At 64.0% G+C, this 19236-nt stretch carries 20 protein-coding genes; 12 read left to right on the forward strand and 8 right to left on the reverse strand.

The genetic code is table 11. The annotated features are described in order from the left end of the window. Positions 1–188 precede the first annotated feature (188 nt). The 3 genes from hflK to LCM24_RS04215 all read left to right on the forward strand — a co-directional run bounded on the left by hflK (position 189) and on the right by LCM24_RS04215 (position 3828). A complete protein-coding gene (gene hflK / locus LCM24_RS04205) occupies positions 189–1298 on the forward strand; it encodes a protease modulator HflK (RefSeq protein WP_224802875.1) in 1110 nt (369 codons plus the stop codon). Positions 1299–1311: 13 nt separating this feature from the next. After that, entirely contained in the window at positions 1312–2145 is an 834-nt protein-coding gene (gene hflC / locus LCM24_RS04210) for a protease modulator HflC (protein WP_224803462.1), read from the forward strand. A 132-nt stretch (positions 2146–2277) separates the two neighbouring features. Continuing rightward, on the forward strand, positions 2278–3828 hold the full coding sequence (locus tag LCM24_RS04215; RefSeq protein ID WP_224803463.1) for a Do family serine endopeptidase: 1551 nt from the start codon (positions 2278–2280) through the stop codon (positions 3826–3828). A gap of 79 nt (positions 3829–3907) precedes the next feature. On the opposite strand, the gene LCM24_RS04220 is transcribed toward LCM24_RS04215, so the two are convergent. Together LCM24_RS04220 and msrB are read right to left on the reverse strand one after the other, a co-directional pair. Beyond that, a complete protein-coding gene (locus LCM24_RS04220) occupies positions 3908–6112 on the reverse strand; it encodes a transglycosylase domain-containing protein (protein WP_224802876.1) in 2205 nt (734 codons plus the stop codon). 107 nt (positions 6113–6219) lie between these two features. Continuing rightward, complete coding sequence (gene msrB / locus LCM24_RS04225) at positions 6220–6618, reverse strand: peptide-methionine (R)-S-oxide reductase MsrB (protein ID WP_224802877.1); 399 nt, start codon at positions 6616–6618, stop codon at positions 6220–6222. A 222-nt stretch (positions 6619–6840) separates the two neighbouring features. Here msrB and rpsT point away from each other — a divergent pair, with 222 nt between their 5' ends. The 4 genes from rpsT (at position 6841) to LCM24_RS04245 (ending at position 10319) form a co-directional block, all read left to right on the forward strand. Then, entirely contained in the window at positions 6841–7101 is a 261-nt protein-coding gene (rpsT, locus tag LCM24_RS04230) for a 30S ribosomal protein S20 (protein ID WP_090476377.1), read from the forward strand. 456 nt (positions 7102–7557) lie between these two features. Next, complete coding sequence (dnaA, locus tag LCM24_RS04235) at positions 7558–9015, forward strand: chromosomal replication initiator protein DnaA (RefSeq protein ID WP_224802878.1); 1458 nt, start codon at positions 7558–7560, stop codon at positions 9013–9015. Positions 9016–9126: 111 nt separating this feature from the next. After that, complete coding sequence (locus LCM24_RS04240) at positions 9127–9558, forward strand: DUF983 domain-containing protein (protein WP_224802879.1); 432 nt, start codon at positions 9127–9129, stop codon at positions 9556–9558. Then, positions 9555–10319, forward strand: a complete 765-nt coding sequence (locus LCM24_RS04245; RefSeq protein WP_224802880.1) for a HesA/MoeB/ThiF family protein — start codon at positions 9555–9557, stop codon at positions 10317–10319. Before LCM24_RS04240 ends, LCM24_RS04245 begins: the two co-directional genes overlap by 4 nt. Here LCM24_RS04245 and LCM24_RS04250 read toward each other — a convergent pair. Both LCM24_RS04250 and LCM24_RS04255 read right to left on the reverse strand, forming a co-directional pair. Beyond that, positions 10316–10792: a hypothetical protein gene (locus LCM24_RS04250; RefSeq protein WP_224802881.1), complete on the reverse strand. Its 477-nt coding sequence runs from the start codon at positions 10790–10792 to the stop codon at positions 10316–10318. The genes LCM24_RS04245 and LCM24_RS04250 overlap by 4 nt on opposite strands. A 31-nt stretch (positions 10793–10823) precedes the next feature. After that, the gene (locus tag LCM24_RS04255; RefSeq protein WP_224802882.1) at positions 10824–11528 is read right to left on the reverse strand and encodes an NAD-dependent deacylase; all 705 of its coding nucleotides are present in this window, start codon (positions 11526–11528) and stop codon (positions 10824–10826) included. A 35-nt stretch (positions 11529–11563) separates the two neighbouring features. On the opposite strand from LCM24_RS04255, the gene dapB reads away from it, so the two are divergent. Genes dapB through nth form a run of 3 tightly spaced genes read left to right on the forward strand, consistent with a single transcriptional unit; the run spans position 11564 to position 13780 of the window. Continuing rightward, positions 11564–12292 (forward strand): 4-hydroxy-tetrahydrodipicolinate reductase, encoded by a 729-nt coding sequence (dapB, locus tag LCM24_RS04260; protein ID WP_224802883.1) that lies wholly within the window; start codon positions 11564–11566, stop codon positions 12290–12292. Positions 12293–12296: 4 nt separating this feature from the next. After that, positions 12297–13133: an ion transporter gene (locus LCM24_RS04265; RefSeq protein WP_224802884.1), complete on the forward strand. Its 837-nt coding sequence runs from the start codon at positions 12297–12299 to the stop codon at positions 13131–13133. After that, positions 13130–13780 carry an endonuclease III gene (gene nth / locus LCM24_RS04270; protein WP_224802885.1) on the forward strand — a complete coding sequence of 217 codons (651 nt, stop codon included), beginning with the start codon at positions 13130–13132 and terminating at the stop codon, positions 13778–13780. Before LCM24_RS04265 ends, nth begins: the two co-directional genes overlap by 4 nt. Before the next feature lie 306 nt (positions 13781–14086). Here the strand turns inward: nth and LCM24_RS04275 are convergent, their stop codons facing one another. Both LCM24_RS04275 and dapE read right to left on the reverse strand, forming a co-directional pair. Next, positions 14087–15325 (reverse strand): dicarboxylate/amino acid:cation symporter, encoded by a 1239-nt coding sequence (locus LCM24_RS04275; RefSeq protein WP_224802886.1) that lies wholly within the window; start codon positions 15323–15325, stop codon positions 14087–14089. Between the two features lie 38 nt (positions 15326–15363). Then, positions 15364–16497, reverse strand: a complete 1134-nt coding sequence (gene dapE, locus LCM24_RS04280) for a succinyl-diaminopimelate desuccinylase (protein ID WP_224802887.1) — start codon at positions 16495–16497, stop codon at positions 15364–15366. Positions 16498–16526: 29 nt separating this feature from the next. Between dapE and LCM24_RS04285 the strand changes: the two genes are divergently transcribed. Then, on the forward strand, positions 16527–16994 hold the full coding sequence (locus LCM24_RS04285; protein WP_224802888.1) for a cupin domain-containing protein: 468 nt from the start codon (positions 16527–16529) through the stop codon (positions 16992–16994). On the opposite strand, the gene LCM24_RS04290 is transcribed toward LCM24_RS04285, so the two are convergent. Both LCM24_RS04290 and LCM24_RS04295 read right to left on the reverse strand, forming a co-directional pair. Then, positions 16991–17884 (reverse strand): S1/P1 nuclease, encoded by an 894-nt coding sequence (locus LCM24_RS04290; RefSeq protein ID WP_224802889.1) that lies wholly within the window; start codon positions 17882–17884, stop codon positions 16991–16993. The two genes, LCM24_RS04285 and LCM24_RS04290, sit on opposite strands and share 4 nt — an antisense overlap. Continuing rightward, positions 17851–18510 (reverse strand): glutathione S-transferase family protein, encoded by a 660-nt coding sequence (locus tag LCM24_RS04295; RefSeq protein ID WP_221563490.1) that lies wholly within the window; start codon positions 18508–18510, stop codon positions 17851–17853. Before LCM24_RS04295 ends, LCM24_RS04290 begins: the two co-directional genes overlap by 34 nt. A 281-nt stretch (positions 18511–18791) precedes the next feature. Between LCM24_RS04295 and LCM24_RS04300 the strand changes: the two genes are divergently transcribed. After that, a complete protein-coding gene (locus LCM24_RS04300) occupies positions 18792–19208 on the forward strand; it encodes a VOC family protein (protein WP_224802890.1) in 417 nt (138 codons plus the stop codon). Positions 19209–19236: the final 28 nt, after the last annotated feature.

Consider the following 19236-nt stretch of genomic DNA (forward strand, 5'->3'; position numbering starts at 1 on the left):
TTCAATGTCGCACCGCTCACGCGGTCGGCAAATTCGGGGGGCAGGTTGTCGGTAAAATCGCTCGTCGCCATGCTGGGGGCTGCTGTAGCATCGAATTACAGGCCGCAACCCCTGTTTTTCCCGCAAAGGCTACCTATAAGACATTTATGAGAATTATGGACGGGTTTGGAAAAAGGATCGGCCTTGCAATGGCTGGTGGCAAGAATCCCTGGGGATCCAAGGGCGGATCATCCGGAGACGGTGATGGCGATGCGCCCAAGGGCGGCAAGTCGAACGGGCCGAAGAACCCGTGGCTCCCGCCAGGCAGCGGAGGCGGTGACGGGGACCGCCGCGGTCCCAATATAGAAGATATCTTCAAGAGCCGCGGCCCCGAAGGTCCGCGCCGCACCGGTGGTCCCGGGGGCCCCAATTTCCGCATGCCCCAGCGCCCCGGCGGCAAGAGTTGGTTCCCGATTGCCGTGGTGGCGATCATCGTGCTGGGCCTGCTGGCAACCAGCGTCCACCTGATCGGTCCGCAGCAGCAAGCGGTGGTCAAGACATTGGGCAATTACACCCGCTCGATGGAGCCGGGCCTTAACTTCTCCGCCCCCTTCCCGATCGAAACCGTCGACGTGGAAGACGTTCAGGGCGTCCGCGTCGTGCGCGTTCCGGAGGGTAGCCAGCAGGTGAAACTCATCCTGACCGGCGACCAGAACCTGGTCGACCTCAGCTTCATCGTGCGCTGGAACATCAAGGACCTCGAAAACTACAAGTTCGAACTGGTCGATCCGGTCGAAACGGTGAACGAAGTCGCCGAAGCCGCCATGCGTGCTGCGGTTGCGGAAAAGGAACTGGACGAGACTTTCTCGGGCCAGGGCCGTGCCGCCATCGAGCAGGATGTGCGCGAGCGGATGCAGCGAACGCTGGACAGCTATGAAGCCGGTGTCCGCGTCTTGGGTGTCGAAATCGAAAAGGCCGACCCGCCCGCACAGGTGGTCGATGCCTTCCGTGACGTGCAGGTCGCCGAACAGAACGCCGACGCGGCGCGCAACCAGGCGCGCGGTTATGCGCAGCAGGTGCTGGCACAGGCAGAAGGTGAGGCAGAGGCCTTCGACAAGGTCTACGAACAGTATCGCCTCGCCCCCGAAGTGACGCGCCAGCGTCTCTATTACGAAACCATGGAGCGCGTGTTGTCGAAGACCGACAAGACCGTGGTCGAAACTGGCGGGGTGCAGACCTACCTGCCGCTGCCCGAACTGAGGCGCCGTGCCCAGCAGGCGAACCCGACCACGACTGTCACCGCGCAGGAGGGCCAGTAACATGGCCATGAACATGCAACGCATCTGGGAAGATCATAAGGCGACCCTCGTCGTCCTCGGCTTCGTGCTCGTCGGCCTCTTGATGAGCGCCTATGTCGTGCCTGAAGAAGAACAGGTCGTCATCGTCAGGACCGGTGAGCCCGTCGGCGTGGTCAATACGCCCAATGGCAACACCGGCGCGGGGCTTTACTTCCGCGTGCCCTTCATCGACCGCGTCGTGCGCATCGAGAAGCGCCTGCTCGACCTCGAGATGAGCGACGAGGAAGTGCTCTCGAACGACCAGCAACGCTTGCTCGTCAACGCTTACGCGCGCTTCCGCATCACCGACCCGGTGACCATGGTCGAACGTGCCGGATCGACCGACGGGGTGCGCAATGCGCTCCAGCCGATCCTCAACTCGGTCCTGCGTCAGGAACTCGGTCGCCGCACCTTCCAGTCCATGCTGACCGCAGAGCGCGGCAGTGCGCTGGCGAATGTGACCGCTAATCTCGACCGCCAGGCACGCCAGTACGGTGCCGAGGTAGTGGACGTGAAGATCACTCGCACCGACCTGCCCGACGCGCCGCTGCAATCCGCATTCCGCCGCATGGAATCGGACCGTGAGCGTGAAGCGCGCACCATTCGTGCACAGGGTGGCCGGGATGCGCGGATCATTCGCGCCGAAGCGGACGCCGAAAGCGCGCGGATCTATGCCGAAGCCTTCGGCAAGGATGCACAGTTCTACGACTTCTACCGCGCCATGCAGAGCTATGATGCTACCTTCGCACCCGAGAACGGCGATGCGGAAAGCAGCATCATCCTGTCGCCGGACAATGAGTATCTGAGGCAGTTCCGCGGACGGCGTTGACCGTTCGTCGAACCGCCCGTGCGGCGTTCAAGGGGCATTCAGCGCCCCTTTGCACTCTCTTCTTTCCGGAACCGCAGGCGCGGGACCGCATAGAAGAGATGCGTGCCGCGCGCAGATAATATCGAAGAGGAAATGAAGGACGTGAAGCCAGTGCGATATGCCTATTCCGTAACCGCCGCCCTGCTTGCCGGAGGCGCAGCCCTTTCGCTCGCAGGCTATCCCGCAGGTGCCCAGGTCGCGCAGAACGACGACATGCGCATGTCCAATGTCGTGCCGCGTGCCGGAGCGCCGGCAAGCTTTGCCGACCTGACCGAGCAATTGCAGCCCGCCGTGGTCAACATCTCGACCCGCCAGCGGATCGAGGTGCCGACGAATAACGGCAATCCTTTCGCCGGCACTCCCTTCGAAGACCTGTTCAACCGCCGCAACGGTGGCCAGCAGCGTGAACCTCAGTATCGTGAAGGCCAGTCGCTGGGTTCGGGCTTCTTCATCTCGGCCGACGGTTATGTCGTCACCAACAACCACGTCGTCAGCCCCTCGGGCCGCGGCACGGTTGAAGAGATCACGGTGACCCTGCCCGACGGCAGCGAATACGAAGCCGAACTGGTCGGCACCGACGCGCAGTCGGACCTTGCCGTGCTGAAGGTGAACCGTCGCGAAGATTTCCCCTTCGTCCGTTTCGGCGATTCCAGCCAGGCCCGAGTGGGTGACTGGGTGGTCGCGATCGGCAACCCCTTCGGCCTCGGCGGAACGGTTACCAGCGGCATCGTCTCCAGCGTGCTGCGCAACACCGGCGCGGGCGCTTACGACCGCTACATCCAGACCGACGCAGCGATCAATCGCGGCAACTCGGGCGGTCCGCTGTTCGACATGCAGGGCAATGTGATCGGCATCAACAACGCCATCTATTCGCCGTCCGGCGGCAGCGTGGGCATCGGTTTCGCCATCCCGGCAGAGACCGCAGCGCCTATCGTTGCGAAACTGCGCGAAGGCGTGGAGATCGAGCGCGGTTATCTGGGCATCCAGATCCAGCCGGTGACCGAAGACGTGGCAGCATCGCTCGGTCTGCAGCGCAATCGCGGCGAATTCGTGCAGTCGGTCCAGCCGGGCCAGCCTGCCGAGGAGGCCGGACTGGAACCGGGCGATATCGTCCTGTCGGTCAACAACCGTGCAGTGACGCCCGACCAGACCCTGTCCTATCTCGTGGCGAATATCGCGCCGGGCACGACCATCCCGCTCGAAATCTTCCGCGAGGGTGAACGTCGCCGTCTCAACGTTACGGTCGGCAAGCGCCCCAGCGAAGAAGAGCTTCGCCAGAGCCAGATGTTCGATCCCGATGCAGAGCCCGAAGAAGACATGGGACCTGCCGACAGCGAGATCATCGAGGATCGCCTGGGTCTCCAGGTGCTGGAAATCACGCCGCAGATCGCCCGCCAGCTTGGTGCAGGCGCGGATACCGACGGTCTCGTTATCGCGGCGGTGAACCAGAACTCCGACGCAGCCCGCAAAGGCCTGCAGCGCGGGGACATCATCCTGAGCGCCAACTATCGTGCGGTCACCACCGTTGCCGATCTTGAAGGCGCGGTCCGCACGGCACAGGCAGAGAATCGCGAAGCAGTTCTACTGCGCGTCCAGCGCCGCGGTCGTCCGGCCCAGTATGTAGCTGTCCGCCTCAGCCGCTAAGGCCGAGGACGCAGCCAAAGAAAAAGGCCCTTCCGGTTCGCGCCGGGAGGGCCTTTTTCTTTCCCTTCGACCTACCCGGCTACTGGCGGGGCCTGTCGCTTTGCTGGCGCGGCTGGTTCCGACCCGTCGCCCGGTCAAGGAAGTCGTCGCCGATGGCCTGCGGTGCACCGTCGGCACCGCGCCCGGTGGCTGGCTGCTCGCGTAGAGGGGGCCGCGTCGGGTCGGTAGGTTGCGGGCGCGGCTGGGGCTGCATTTGCGGCTGCTGCTGCGGCATGCCTTCGCCCTCTACCGGGAACGGCAACTGTCCCTCGGGACCCGCCGGCTGGCGGCCCGGCTCGATCAGGTTACCCTGCTCGTCGATGTAGTAATAGTCTTCCGGATCGCCGAAGAAGTATTCGTCATCCTCCTCGATCTGCCAGTCGGGAAGCTTGAGGTCGGTGTCGAATTCCTCGACCGGACGGTCTTTCACGGCATAGCGCATATAGGCCGAGAACGCCTGTGCAGGCGCCCGGCCACCTTGCAAGCCGCCCACTCGACGGTTGTCGTCCCGGCCCATCCAGACCCCGGTCGTGATGCCGGACGAGAAGCCGACGAAATAGCCGTCCTTGTTGGAACTGGTGGTACCCGTCTTGCCCGCCACGGGCCGCCCGATCTGCGCGGCGCGGCCGGTGCCGGTCTGGACGGCGGCCTGAAGCAGGTCGGTGATGCCGGCCGCGACATGGTCGGGCACGAGCTGCGAGCTGCGGGCCTGCTTGTGTTCGTAGAGCTTCTCGCCATCCGCCGTCGTCACCTTGACGATACCATAGGGTTCGACCGAGGCGCCCTTTGCCGAAATGGCCGCAAAGGCGCGGGTCATGTCGATCAGGCGAACCTCGTTCGATCCCAGCACCATGGCGGGATAGGTGTTGATCGGCGTGGTGATGCCGAACCGGCGCGCCATGGAGGCGACCGATCCGAAACCGACCTCGTTGCCGAGCTGCGCCGCCACCGTGTTCACCGAATAGGCGAAGGATGTGCGCAGGTCGGTTTCGCCGATATTGCGCCCGTTCGAATTGCGCGGGCTCCAGTCGCCGATCTTCACCGGCGTATCCACCACGCGGTCGTCGGGCGTGTAGCCTGCTTCCAGCGCTGCGAGATAGACGAACAGCTTCCAGCTCGATCCGGGCTGGCGCAGCGCATTGGTCGCGCGATTGTAATTGGTCTCGACGTAATCGGTGCCGCCGACAAGCGCCAGGATGGCACCGTCGCGGTCGAGGCTAACCAGCGCGCCCTGCGTGCCTTCGGGCACGTTCGCCTGCACTGCTGCGGTTGCGGCGCGCTGCATGCCGACATCGAGCGTGGTCCAGACCTCGATCGGCTCGAAGGTCTCCGGGAGCAGCAGGTCGAGCTGCGGGAGCGCCCAGTCGGTGAAGTAGCGGACGGAGTTCTGCCCCACCTCTTCCTTCAGATTGACGGCCGAAACATCCACGCGGGCCTCGTCTGCCGTGATGCGTCCCTGCTCGCGCATCAGGCGCAGGACGACGCTGGCGCGCCCGACCGCAGCATCGACGTCTGCGGTGGGCGAATAGCGGCTTGGGGCTTTTACGAGACCGGCGATGATCGCGGCCTCGGCCACCGACAGTTCACTTGCCGGGTGGCTGAAGAATTTCCGGCTCGCGGAATCGATGCCGTAGGCGCCGCCGCCGAAATAGACCTTGTTGAGATAGAGCTCGAGGATCTGCTCCTTCGAGAACTTCCATTCCAGCGCCATCGCCAGGACCGCTTCACGCAGTTTGCGGTCGATCGTGCGATTGGAATTGAGGAAGACGTTGCGGGCCAGCTGTTGCGTGATGGTCGATGTCGCGCCCAGCCGGTTCTGCCCGGTCGCCCAGACATAGACGGCACGTGTCAGGCCGTAAGGGTCGACGCCGGGATGCGAATAGAAACGCCGGTCCTCGACCGAAATCATCGCATCCTTCATGACCTGCGGGATTTCGTCGGACGACAGCCACTTGCCGTAGCTGGGCCCGAGCTCGACGATCTCCGTGCCGTCGCGTGCACGCACGACGATCGTCTGCGCGTTCTGGGTCGCCTTCAGCTGGTAATAGCTTGGCAGCGATCGCGCGGCGAATCCGACGGCGATAGCGAGGAATACAGCGCCGAGGACAGCGGCGACGGCACCCCAGAGGAACAGCCGCTTGATCCAGCGCCAGAACCGGCTCGGCGGGTTGCGGCCATCGGCCTCGGCACGTTTCGCCCGCTCTGCGCGCGTTGCCCTCTTGCGCCGGCTGCCTCGTTTATCCATCCGTCGAAAATTCCCTCATGCGGCAAGCCGTGCCTTATAGATGCCGCAATTTCGCATGGCGAGCCTCAACCCCGGCTGAACGCACGGTTCTTTGCACGCATTTACGATCACTCTTCCGGTTCGAAGTCCAGCGCAGCCGAGTTGATGCAATAGCGCAGGCCTGTTTCGCCCGGGCCGTCGGGGAAGACATGGCCAAGGTGGCCCTCGCAATTGGAGCACACCACTTCCGTGCGGATCATGCCGTGGCTCGTATCGCGATGCTCTTCGACGGCGGTATCATCTGCCGGAGCGGTGAAGGCCGGCCAGCCGCAGCCGCTGTCGTATTTCTCGTCGCTTTCGAACAAGAGCTGGCCGCACGCCGCGCAGTGGTATTCGCCTTCCTGAGCGTTCTTGTCGTATTTGCCGGTGAAGGCGCGCTCCGTGCCCTTCTCCCTGAGGATGTGATATTGTTCGGGCGTGAGCTCTTCGCGCCATTCGGCATCGCTCTTGATCAGCTTGTCGGTCACATATTGTCCTTTCGCATACCCTACCCATATAGGAGCAACAGGAGGCGGTGCACGCGGTTCCTCGCTTCGATGCGATGCCGTGTCGCGTTGGGCTGGACGATTTGCTTGACGATTCGGACACCCGCCGCTAAGTGCGCCGCTTTCCGGCGGGGCATCCGCCTCTTTCGACACGACCAAACAGATTTCCGCCGCAAGTTTGATGCGGCCCGACCGAGGACAGACATGGCCAATACGCCGCAAGCCAAAAAGCGCATCCGCCGCAACGAACGCCGCGCCGAAATCAACGGTGCGCGCATGAGCCGCATCCGCAACTTCGTGAAGAAGGTCGAAACGGCCTGCGAAGCTGGCGACAAGGATGCCGCCAAGACCGCCCTCCAGGCAGCCCAGCCCGAAATGGCTCGCGGCGTTGCTCGCGGCGTTCTGCACAAGAACACGGCCTCGCGTAAGCTGAGCCGTCTTTCGAAGCGCGTCGCTGCGCTCTGATTCGCGGCTCCGGCGGCAACGCCGGGCACGAAATTGACAAAGGGGTCGACGCCACAGGTGTCGGCCCCTTTGACACATCTGGGGTCGAGCAACGGATTTGCGTGAGAGCCTTTCGCGGGCGCCTCGACCAAAAGTGAGCGTTTCCAACGATTCGCCTTTGCCGGACGAGCATATCGACGGAAAAACAGGGGTTTGAACGGCGGTCTGCGGCCTTGCGCGAGTCAACAAGTTTATTTCAGATTTTTTGCAGTTATCCCCCTTGCGACTCATCCCGTCTGCGACCTATCAAATGGTTCTGCCTGGGGGGGACAGCCCAGGCCATTTACATCGACGGTCAAGTGGGGGGATGCCCGTGAATCATGCGATTCCGGGCAACGGCGGAGCCGTGCCGCCCCTACGACAAGAACAGAATTTTCCGGCCTTTGGACGGGTCCGGATACGGGGGGTTGAATTTACATGGTCAAATCGGGTGACCTCGCCAATAAGCGGAAAGCGAAAGACGAGATGGAGGATCTGGAAGCGGTAAACCTGGCAGCCGATTGGGCTGATATCAGCCAGGGCCTGCGCAAGGATCTGGGACATCAATTGCACAGCCAGTGGATCAAGCCGATCCAGGTCGGGAAGATCGACGCCGAAACCGGCACGCTCGACCTTTTTCTGCCGACCGAATTCAGCGCCAACTGGGTAAAGGACCGGTTTGCGGATCGCCTCAGCCTGGCCTGGAAGATCGCCCGCAGCGAAGTGCGCAAGGTGAACATTTCGGTTCACCCCGGCCGCCGTCAGGTTGCCGACCTGCGTCTCCACGGCGATGGCCGTCGCCCCGCCAACGACAGCGACACCTCGATGATGGCTATCGGCGCCGATACGCTCGGCGACCAGGGCTTCACTTCCAGCGTCGGCCTCGACGCATCGCTCAGCTTCGCCGCATTCGTAACCGGCGAAGCGAACATCCTCGCCTTCAACGCCGCACAGCGCATGGCCGCGACGGAAAAGCCGCAGTTCAGCCCGCTCTACCTCAAGGCCGCGACCGGCCAGGGCAAGACGCACCTGCTGCACGCCATCGGTCACACCTTCCTGAAGACCCACACCCGCAGCCGCATTTTCTACTGCAGCGCGGAACGCTTCATGGTGGAATTCGTCCAGGCCCTGAAGGCCAACCGGATGATCGAATTCAAGGCCCGCCTGCGCAGCTTCGACCTGCTGCTGGTGGACGATATCCAGTTCATCATCGGCAAGGCTTCCGCCCAGGAAGAACTGCTCTACACGATCGATGCGCTGCTGAACGAAGGCAAGCGCCTGGTCTTTGCCGCCGACCGCGCACCGCAGGCGCTCGACGGTGTCGAACCGCGCCTCCTCTCGCGCCTGTCGATGGGCCTGGTGGCCGACATCCAGCCCGCCGACATCGAACTGCGCAAGAAGATCCTGCACTCCAAGCTGAGCAAGTTCGCGCCGCTGGCCGTGCCGGAAGACGTGATCGAATTCCTCGCCCGCACCATCACGCGCAATGTGCGCGAGCTGGTCGGCGGCCTCAACAAGCTGATCGCCTATGCGCAGCTGACGGGCCAGGAAGTCTCGCTACAGCTGGCCGAAGAGCAGCTTACCGATATCCTGTCGGCCAACCGCCGCCGGATCACCATTGACGAAATCCAGCGCACGGTCTGCCAGTTCTACCGGATCGACCGCTCGGAAATGAGCAGCAAGCGCCGTGCACGTGCGGTTGTGCGCCCGCGCCAGGTGGCGATGTATCTCTCCAAGGTGCTGACGCCGCGCAGCTATCCCGAAATCGGGCGCAAGTTCGGTGGCCGCGATCACTCTACCGTGATCCATGCCGTGCGCCTGATCGAGGACCTGCGCGAGCGCGATGCCGACATGGACGGCGACGTGCGCAGCCTGCTGAGACAACTGGAAAGCTGACGGCGGGCACCGCCGCGGCCCTTCGGATCGCTCCACAACCAGCACACCGCTTGTCGACACCCTGTTCACAGGGTTGTCGACAGCGCGCGTCTTACGCGGCAAAGGCTGCGTATGCCCCTCGACGATCCATCGGCCAAGCGCCCCGACCTGCCCGCCTCGATCTGGGAAACCCTGCTGCGCGGAGCGCGCTGCCGCTGCCCGCGGTGCGGTGACGGAAGAATCTTCCGCCGCTGGCTGAAGCCGGTGGACACGTGCCCCTCCTGCGAGCTGGATATCTCGGGCCAGCGCGCCGACGATTTTCCCGCCTACATCGCGATCTTCGTCACCGGCCACCTCCTCGCACCCGTCATCATTGCGCTCGGCTCGAGCGAGACCCTTTCTGCCTGGGCCGTGCTGGCCATCATCATACCCCTGGCGGTCGCGATGATGGTGCTCATGCTCCAGCCCTCCAAGGGTGCCGTAATCGGGCTCCAGTGGTGGAACGGGATGCACGGTTTCCGCAAGGAGCGCTTGCCTGAGATCGATGAGGACACGCAGCCGTGAGCCTCGGCGAACAGCGCCTCGAACGCTTCGCCCGCCATATCGTGCTGCCCGAGATCGGCGGCGCGGGACAGGTCGCGCTGGCGGACAAGCATCTCGTCCTGGTCGGCCTCGGCGGGATCGGCTCTCCCGCTCTCCAGTATCTCGCCGCCGCCGGGATCGGCCGACTGACACTGGTGGACGACGACAAGGTCGATGCGAGCAATCTCCAGCGCCAGACCCTCTATAACGATCGCGATATCGGCTACGGGAAAGCGACCTGCGCCAAGCGCTGGGTGAAGCTGTTCGACCCCGTGCTGGAGGTGGAAATCAGCGACCGCCGGATCGATGCGGACAATGTCGATGCGCTGGTCGCAGGCGCGGATCTCGTGATGGACGGGACCGACAATTTCGCCACACGACTGGCGGTCTCCGACGCCTGCGTCAGGGCAGGCGTACCGCTGCTTTCTGCCGCAGTGGGGCGCTTCCAGGGACAGGTCGGGGCCTTTGCCGGACATCTGCCGGACCAGTCATGCTATCGCTGCTTCGTCGGCGATGCCTTCGATGCCGAGGATTGCGACACTTGCGCGGAAGACGGCATGCTGGGCGCGATGGCCGGATGGGTGGCGACATTCGGTGCAATGCAGGCAGTCCGCATCCTTTTGGACGGGGTCAGCGCCTTCGGGCGGTCCGACTGGGGCAAGGTCTACCTGCTGGACGGCCTCAATCCCGGGCTGCGGGCGTTTTCGATCGCCAAGGATCCGGCCTGCAACGGCTGCGGCTAGCGCCACCAATCCTGTTGGCGTTTCTCGTTTGCCTGGTCGAGCGCCGATTTCTTGCGTTCCGGATCGGGCCTGCAGCGCACGCTCGACCCGTTTCGACTTTCCTCGCATATCCGCCCGAGCCGGTCGCGCCCCGGCTCCGGCGTATCGAGCACCCACCACACCATTCCGGCCAGCAGCAGCCCGCCGCTGATCAATGCGCGCAGGCCATAATAGGCGCATCCTCCGCTCTTCGCTGCCCCCGCATAGTCGTGTTGCGCGAGGCTCGCTTTCGTATTCCGGCGCGCGCTGACGAAGGCAGTGCCGCCTGCAATCACCATCACGACCGGGGTCAGGACCAGGAGGGCCAGCGTGTAGAAGATCACGTCGCCCGTGAGCAGGCCCCTTTCGGACGAAAGGATCTCCCACCACAAATAGGCGACATAGAGATACGGCAGCGCCAGGATGGCGCAAATGGTCTTGGCTCTGCGCGACATGACCCCTCCCTAGCCGCGAAACATTGAGAAATTACCCCGTTCCGAGCAATTCATCGACCCATTCGGGGACCAGCTTGCCGGCCGGTCCCTCCCGCGATTCGTGGAACCAGTGCGATCCTTCGCTGCGTTCGAGGTTGAGTTCGAGCGTTTTCATACCCAGCTCGCGCGCGTCGCTGACGAAGCCTGCGGCGGGATAGACCGCGCCGCTCGTGCCGATTGATACGAAGAGGTGCGCGCTGCGCAAGGCGGCATAGATGCGGTCCATCTGGTAAGGCATCTCGCCGAACCAGACGACATCGGGCCTGAGCGAACGCGCCTCGCAACTGGGGCATTCCGGGCGATCGATCAGCGGACCGGTCCAGCGGTGGCGACGCTCGCAAATCGGGCATAGCGCGCTGAGCAATTCACCATGCATATGGACTACGCGGCTCGCCCCGGCGCGCTCGTGCAAATCGTCGACATTCTGGGTGACGATGAGCAACCCGCCTTCCCATTCCCGGTCCAGACGCGCCAGCGCCTCGTGCGCCGGATTGGGCGCCACTTTCTGCACCGCCTCGCGCCGCGCATCGTAGAAGCGCTGGACCAGCGCCGGATCACGCTCGTACCCCTGCGGCGTAGCCACATCCTCGACGCGATGCTTATCCCACAAACCGCCTGCGTCGCGGAAGGTATCGATCCCGCTTTCGGCGGAAATGCCGGCCCCGGTCAGGACGACAATGTTGCGTAGCTCGGCCATAGGTTCCATGAACCACACAAGTGCAAGGAGGGGCAATGGCAAGTTTCGGCGTAATCGGCAGCAAAGGCGCGATGGGCGAGGCGCTGAAGCGCGTCATCGAGGCATCGGGCCACGACTATGCGGGCGGGATCGACAAGGGCGGCGATCCGGCGGCGCTTGCCGATTCAAGCGATGCGCTGATCGACTTTTCCGCACCCGGTGCGCTGGCCGCCAACCTCCACGCCGCCGTTGGCGCAGGGGTGCCCATCGTGATCGGCACCACCGGCCTCGAACAGCCGCATCACGACGCGATCGACGAGGCGGCCCGCGCGACAGCAGTCTTGCAGACCGGCAATACCTCGCTCGGCGTCACCCTGCTGGCTCACCTCGTGCGCGAGGCGGCAGAGCGCCTTGGCGACGACTGGGATATCGAGATCGTCGAGATGCATCACCGCCGCAAGGTGGATGCACCTTCCGGCACTGCCCTGCTGCTGGGCGAAGCTGCGGCCACGGGACGCGGGATCGACCTTGCCGATAACCGCGAAAGCGGGCGCGACGGACAGACCGGCGCACGCGCTCGCGGTGCCATCGGCTTTGCCGCCCTGCGCGGAGGGACCGTTGCCGGCGAACACAGCGTCATCCTTGCCGGAGAGCAGGAGCGCCTGACGCTGTCGCACAGCGCCGAAAACCGCGAGATATTCGCGCGCGGCGCGGTGAAGGCCGCCGAATGGCTGCTGTCGCGCGAGGCAGGGCGCTACACCATGGAGGAGGTCCTCGGCCTCTGACACGATGAACCTGCGGCAGCTCCTCTACCACCAGCTTCATATCGGCGCGAAGACCGATGGCCGCCTGACGCTGCTGAACATCGTGCTGGTCTGGGTCATCATCGCCGCCGTCGTCACCGCGATCATGTCGACCGAGGTCGAGTTCGACCGCCAGTGGCACGACGAAATCCTGATGGCGGAGCTGGTGTTCGGGATCGTCTTCCTCGCCGAATATGCGGCGCGCATCTATGCGGCGCCGGAACATCCCGGCCCCGGCTCGGCCCTGTCGAAACGGCTGCGCTTCATGCTCTCGCCGCTCGGCGTGATCGACCTCGTCGTCATCCTCGTGACCTTTGCGCCGTTCTTCATCGCCAATGCCGCAGCCCTGCGCGTCGTGCGCCTGCTCAGGGTCATTTCGATCATGAAGTTCGGCCGCTTCACCGCGGCGACGAAGGAAATGGCGATGGCCATCCGCGAGCGCAGCTATGACCTTCTGGTCTGCATCGCCTTCGCATTTGTATTCCTGCTGTGCGGAGCGAGCGCGCTCTACTGGATCGAGGGCGAATTGCAGCCCGAGGCGTTCGGCAGCATCCCGCGTGCGCTGTGGTGGGCGGTCATCACCTTCACCACCGTGGGCTATGGCGATGCCTATCCCATTACCTCGGCGGGCCGCGTAGTCGGATCGCTGGTGGCGATCACCGGCGTCCTGCTGGTGGCGCTGCCGACCGGCATCGTCGCCGCCGCCTTCAGCGATGCGATGCAGCACCGCCGCGAGGAAATCCAGAAAGCCCTTGGAAGAGCCAACGAGAAAGCCCGCGAGAGGGGCGAGCTCGACGACGAAGACACCCGCGAGGATACGTGACCAAGGACCAGATTTTCGAATTCTTCCGCCGCCTGGCGGAGGACAATCCCTCGCCCGAGACCGAGCTTGAATACGGCAATTGCTACCAGCTGGTGGTGGCCGTGGCCCTGTCAGCGCAGGCGACCGATGTCGGCGTGAACAAGGCCACCCGCACCCTCTTCCGCGAGGTCGAGACGCCGCAGCAGATGCTGGAGCTGGGCGAAGAGGGCCTGAAAGAGCACATCAAGACGATCGGCCTGTTCAACTCCAAGGCGAAGAATGTCATCCTGCTCTCGCAATTGCTCGTCGACGAATATGATGGCGAGGTGCCGGACACGCGCGATGACCTCGTCCGGCTACCCGGCGTGGGCCGCAAGACCGCGAACGTCGTGCTCAATTGCTGGTTCGGGCAGGAGACCTTCGCGGTCGACACGCATATCCTGCGCGTCGGCAACCGCACCGGCCTCGCCAAGGGCAAGACGCCCGAGCAGGTCGAGGCGAAGCTGGAAAAGCGCGTTCCCCAGCCCTTCCGCCTCGGTGCGCATCACTGGCTGATCCTGCACGGCCGCTATGTCTGCAAGGCGCGCACGCCGGAGTGCTGGCGGTGCAAGGTGGTGGATCTGTGCAGCTACCGGAAGAAGGTGCTGGAGAAGCCGAAGGGGCGCTAGACCTGAGTCAGATCGCGACCACACCCGCCGCATTTCTTCGCTGGGATTGGCGACCAAAGAGGGAGACCTATTCCGTAATCCCTCTTGAAAACAGAACGCCCGCATTGAGGGCAACGGATAAAGAACGATCGCGCATGGAAGAGCAGCAACCCTGCCATGAGCGGAAGGATGATGTTTTGTAAATCGCCGAACTCATATCCGAGCCGCAACCCGATGAACGGGACCCCCCAAACAGTTGCGAGTGCCGCTCCCACAATCAGGAACATGTGTCGCCGTCCCCTGCGGTAGGGGCTATGTACCTCCCCGCTAAACATCGTCCGCCGATACCATCTCGGCCTTGTCGATCTCGCCCGTCATCACCGCCACCGTGGTCGCCACGGCAGCATCGCCGCTGACGTTGGTGGTGGTGCGCATCATGTCCATGATCCGGTCCACGCCTGCCACGAAGGCGATGGTTTCGAGCGGCACGCCGACCGCGCCGAAGACCAGCGCCATCATGATGAGGCCTGCGCCCGGGATACCCGCCGCGCCGACTGCGCCGAGCGTCGCCAGGATCGAGATCAGGAAGTAGTCGCCCCATGACAGGTCGACCCCGAAGATCTGCGCCCCGAACAGCGTGGCAAGGCCGAGGTACATGGCCGTGCCGTTCATGTTGATCGTCGCGCCGAGGCTGATCACGAAAGCCGCGACCGAGTTCGACACGCCCAGGTTGCGCTCTGCACAGCGCAGCGTCACCGGCAGCGTGGCATTGGACGAAGCGGTCGAATAGCTCACCGCCATCGCGTCCACGATGCCGCGGAAGAAGTCGCGCACCGGCAGCTTGGCGAGGAACTTGATCATGCTGCCGTAGATCACGCCGATGATAAGCAGGCAGCCGAGGTAATTGAGGCCCACCAGCTTGGCGAGGCTGACCAGCGCGTCGAGGCCGAGCGTGCCGGCCACCCAGGCCATCAGCGCGAAGACGCCGAAGGGGGTCAGTTCCATCACGATCATCGTGACCTTCTGCATCACGATTGCGCCGCTATCGAAGATCTTCTGGACCGGCTCGCCGTCCTTGCCCGCCATCAGGATGCCGATCCCGATGAGGAGCGAGAAGACGATCAGCGGCAGCACCGCAACATCGGCCATCACCTGCACCGGGCTTTCAGGCACGATGGACAGGATCATGTCGACCGCCGTCGTCTCGTTCGGCACCGGCGTCTCGCCGCGCGCAATGGCGCTGGTGTCGACGCCCGCACCAGGCTTGACCAGCGTGCCCAGCGCGAGGCCGAGCCAGACCGCGATCTGGCCGGTCACGATGAAGAGCAGCATGGCCCTGCCGCCGACAGCGCCCAGTTTCCTGAGGTCGCCTATGGCAGCGACACCGGCCACCAGGCTGAAGAAGATCAGCGGCACGACCAGCATCTTGATCGACTTGATGAAGAAGTCGCCGATCCACTTGATGCTTTCCGCATCCGGGCCCCAGCTATAGCCGGTCAGCACGCCCAGGATCAGGGCGGTCAGCACGCGCTGCCAAAGCGGAATTTCGAACCAGACCTTCAGCATTCTTATCCCCTCTCGTCCCGGTCTTCGTGCCGGTGTGTCTAACCCAGCGCGTCTTTCGCAATCGCTGTATAGATGCGGCTTAGCGTGGAAAGGTCCTCAATGGCCACAGCCTCATTACTCTTGTGCATGGTCGCGTTGACGAGGCCGAACTCGATCACCGGGCAAACCGCGCGCAGGAAGCGGGCATCCGAAGTGCCGCCTGTCGTCGAAGGTTCGGGGTCGATCCCCGTCTCCGCCTTCACAGCGCGGGCGATCACATCGCTGAACTCGCCGGGCGGGGTCAGGAAAGGTTCGCCAGAGATGATGGGCTTCGCCACGCCGCCGTGCTTTTCCGCAATCGACCCGACAAGTTCGGACAGCGAAGCTCCGGAATGTTCGTCGTTGAAACGGATCGAAATACGCGCCTCGGCTTTCGCCGGAATGACGTTATGCGCCATGTTGCCGACTTCGAGATCGGTGATTTCCAGGTTCGACGCCTGGAACCAGTCGTTCCCTTCGTCGAGCACGAGCGCATCCAGTTCCGCCAGCATGGCGACCAGCTTGGGGATGGGGTTATCCGCCAGGTGCGGATAGGCGACGTGGCCCTGCGTGCCCTCGACTTCGAGCCAGATATTGACCGAGCCGCGGCGACCGATCTTCATCATGTCGCCCAGGCGATTGACGCTGGTCGGCTCTCCGACGAGGCACAGGTCGGGCTGGTGTCCGTGTTCGCCCATATAGTCGATCAGCGCGCGGGTGCCGTGAAGGGCCGGGCCCTCTTCGTCACCGGTGATGATGAAGCTGATCGTGCCGGCATCGGCAGGGACATGGGCGACCGCGTCGACCATGCAGGCGATAGCGCCCTTCATGTCGACAGCGCCGCGGCCATAGAGCAAGTCGCCGCGCACTTCCGGCTCGAAGGCTTCGGAGTGCCAGCCGCCGCCCGGGGGGACAACGTCGAGGTGCCCGGCAAAGGCGAAATGCTTTGAACCCTCGGGCCCGCGGCGAATGGCGAAGAGATTTTCGACCGGCGCTTCGGGACTGCCCGGCTCGCCATCGCCGCGGGTGAAGCGGTGCACGGCAAAACCAAGCGGGCCGAGCATGGCCTCGAGCCGGTCGAAGACGGAGCCCGTGGCGGGAGTGACGCTTTCAGCGGCCATCAACCGCTTGGCGAGTTCGAGGACTTCGGTCATGTTGTGTCCGCTAGCAGGAGTGAGTGCCAATGCCCAAGCTCGATCTCGACGCCATCCCCCAGACCAATGCGACCGGCTATCCGCCGCCCTTCGATGCCGACGTGGCGGGGCGCAACTACCGCCGCCTCGCGCCGGTCGCCGGGCTCACCAAGCTCGGCGCGAGCCATGTGGTGCTGGACCCGGGCGCCTATTCCTCGCAGCGGCACTGGCACGAGGGGCAGGACGAGCTGGTCATCATGCTCCAGGGCGAGGCCGTCCTCATCGAGGACGAGGGCGAGATTCCCGTCGGCCCCGGCGATATCCTTGCCTGGCCCGCAGGAGAGCCGAACGGGCACCGGCTCCATAATCGCGGCGACCTTCCCTGCGTCTTCATCGCCATTAGCGGGGGCGACAGGGATACCGACCGGGGCGAATATCCCGACATCGACATGGTCTTCACGCCCGATGGCTATTTCAGGAAAGACGGCACGCCCTACCCGACCAGCCGCGTGCCCTAATTCCGCTCCGGTTCCGGCAGCGGGCCGGGGGCGAAGGCGGCATCGAGATATTCGGCCATGCGAATGCCCGCCTGCACGACGCGGCGCTGCGAGATCGGGATCGCGCGCTCGATATCTTCCTGCGTCAGCGCCGTTTCTTCGGGCAGGTCCGCACCTTCGCACGGGGGCCGGTCGAAAGCGTTGGGATAGACGAAATCGCGGCTCGTCTCCCAGCTCTCGCGACCCCAATCGGCAGGTGTCCCGCCGCCCAGCTGAGCGCGTTCTTCGGCGCTGTAGCGACGCACCAGCGGCGTGGGCGAAGAGGTTATCGCACGTTCCGCCAGCGGGCCGTCCCAGATCCAGTGCAAGTTCAATCCCGGCGCGATGCCATAGGCGGTTTCGATGTCATTGCCCCCGCGATCCTCGTGATCGCCCGAATGCAGCGGCATATGCACGTCGCCGATGAAGTGGACGAGGAAGGCAAGCGCTTCCAGGCGGACATTCGCCGGCAGGCCTTCGTCGGCAAGGATGCGCTGGTTGCGTTCGATCTGGGCGAGGATGCAATTCTGGCCCGAGCAATTCTTGCGCGGCTCATACGCCTCGCACACCGGCGTGGTGCGATAGTGCCAGGCGAAAGTGTACCCCCAGCGCCAGTAATCCTTGCGCAGGCAATCGGGCCAAACGCTCGCATCCTCCAGCGTAGCGAGGTCGCAGCCGGCGACACCGAGTTCCGGCGCGGCGCGCAGCAGCTTCACAATACCGGCGCGCGTTTCCGGGCGGATGTTCTCATTCGCGATCTCGGCCGTGGTGCGGTGGGCGTAGAAGCCCCACGCGCTCGCCTGTGCCGGTAGCAGCGCGGCCAGCGCCGCCAGTGCGGTCAGGAGACCGTGTCGTATTGCTCGATAGCCCATTCTTCGCTTTCCGATGCCGAAATCCATGCCTGCATCCACTCGTGCTCCCACAGCGCCTGCATATAGGACGCCGCAAAGCCGGGGACCGCAATCTGGTAGCTGATGAACCGGCTGACAACGGGCGCAAAGAAGATGTCCGCCGCCCCAAAGGTGCCGAACAAGAACGGCCCGCCGCTGCCGAAGCGGCTGCGCGCTTCCGCCCACAGGCCGAGAATGCGCAGGATGTCGTCCTTGCAGGCCTCACTCGGCTCGAACCCGTCGAAGCGCTTACGCACGTTCATCGGGCATTCGCTGCGCAGGGCGGCGAAGGAGGAATGCATTTCGGCGACCATCGAGCGGGCCATGGCGCGGGCTGCGTCGTCCTTGGGCCAGAAGCGGTCGCGCCCGACCTTGTCCGAAAGATATTCGAGGATGGCGAGGCTGTCCCACACGACGACCTCGTCGTCCCACAGGATCGGCACCTTGCCACTGGAGGGACGGATTTCCCCGCCCTGCTTGGTGGCTTCCCAGTTTTCGCCGAACAGGGGCACGACGATCTCTTCGAACGACAGGCCCGATTGCTTTGCGGCCAGCCAGCCGCGCAGCGACCAGCTCGAATAATTCTTGTTACCGACGATGATCTTCATGCGGGCTCCACCATTGCCTTGCATCATGCGGGGTAGGCGTTCAGCAACCTGCTGTCGAGCCTGAATGGGTGAAGCGAGGGCGGCTGACGAAGGCGACACATTGTCACCCGGGACTTAAGGGATATTCCGGTTATAGTTCATGGCCTTATGCAATTGACGACAGGGTGACAGTCGTCCCCCCGCACCGTCCACCAACCGCGACTTCCGATAACCGGCCATGCACAGCCATCGCCGCGTAGGAAATCCTTTATTGCAGGCGGCCGGTCCATTATCCTTCGGCCATGAGACTGCGCCCCTTCCACCTCGCCTTTCCCGTCCGCGACCTTGCAGAGGCACGCAATTTCTACGGCGGCTTGATGGGCTGCGCGGAAGGAAGATCGAGCGACGAATGGATCGACTTCGATTTCTTCGGCCACCAGATCGTAGCGCATACCGGCGGCGAAGCAGGTGACCGCGCGAGCAATCCGGTCGACGGGCATGACGTGCCGGTGCCGCATTTCGGCGTGGTGCTGACGATGGAGGACTGGCAGGCGCTGGCCGACCGTCTCGTCGCGGCAGGGGTCGAATTCGCTATCGAGCCGACGATCCGTTTCAAGGGCCAGCCAGGCGAACAGGCGACGATGTTTTTTCGCGATCCCAGCGGCAATGCGCTGGAGATGAAGGCCTTTGCCGACGATGCGATGCTGTTCGCGACATGATCGCGCGCCCACAGCTTTTCCCTTCCAC

It is taken from the genome of Qipengyuania aquimaris (genome assembly GCF_020171965.1).
In the GTDB taxonomy this organism is placed as follows: Bacteria; Pseudomonadota; Alphaproteobacteria; order Sphingomonadales; family Sphingomonadaceae; genus Qipengyuania; species Qipengyuania aquimaris_A.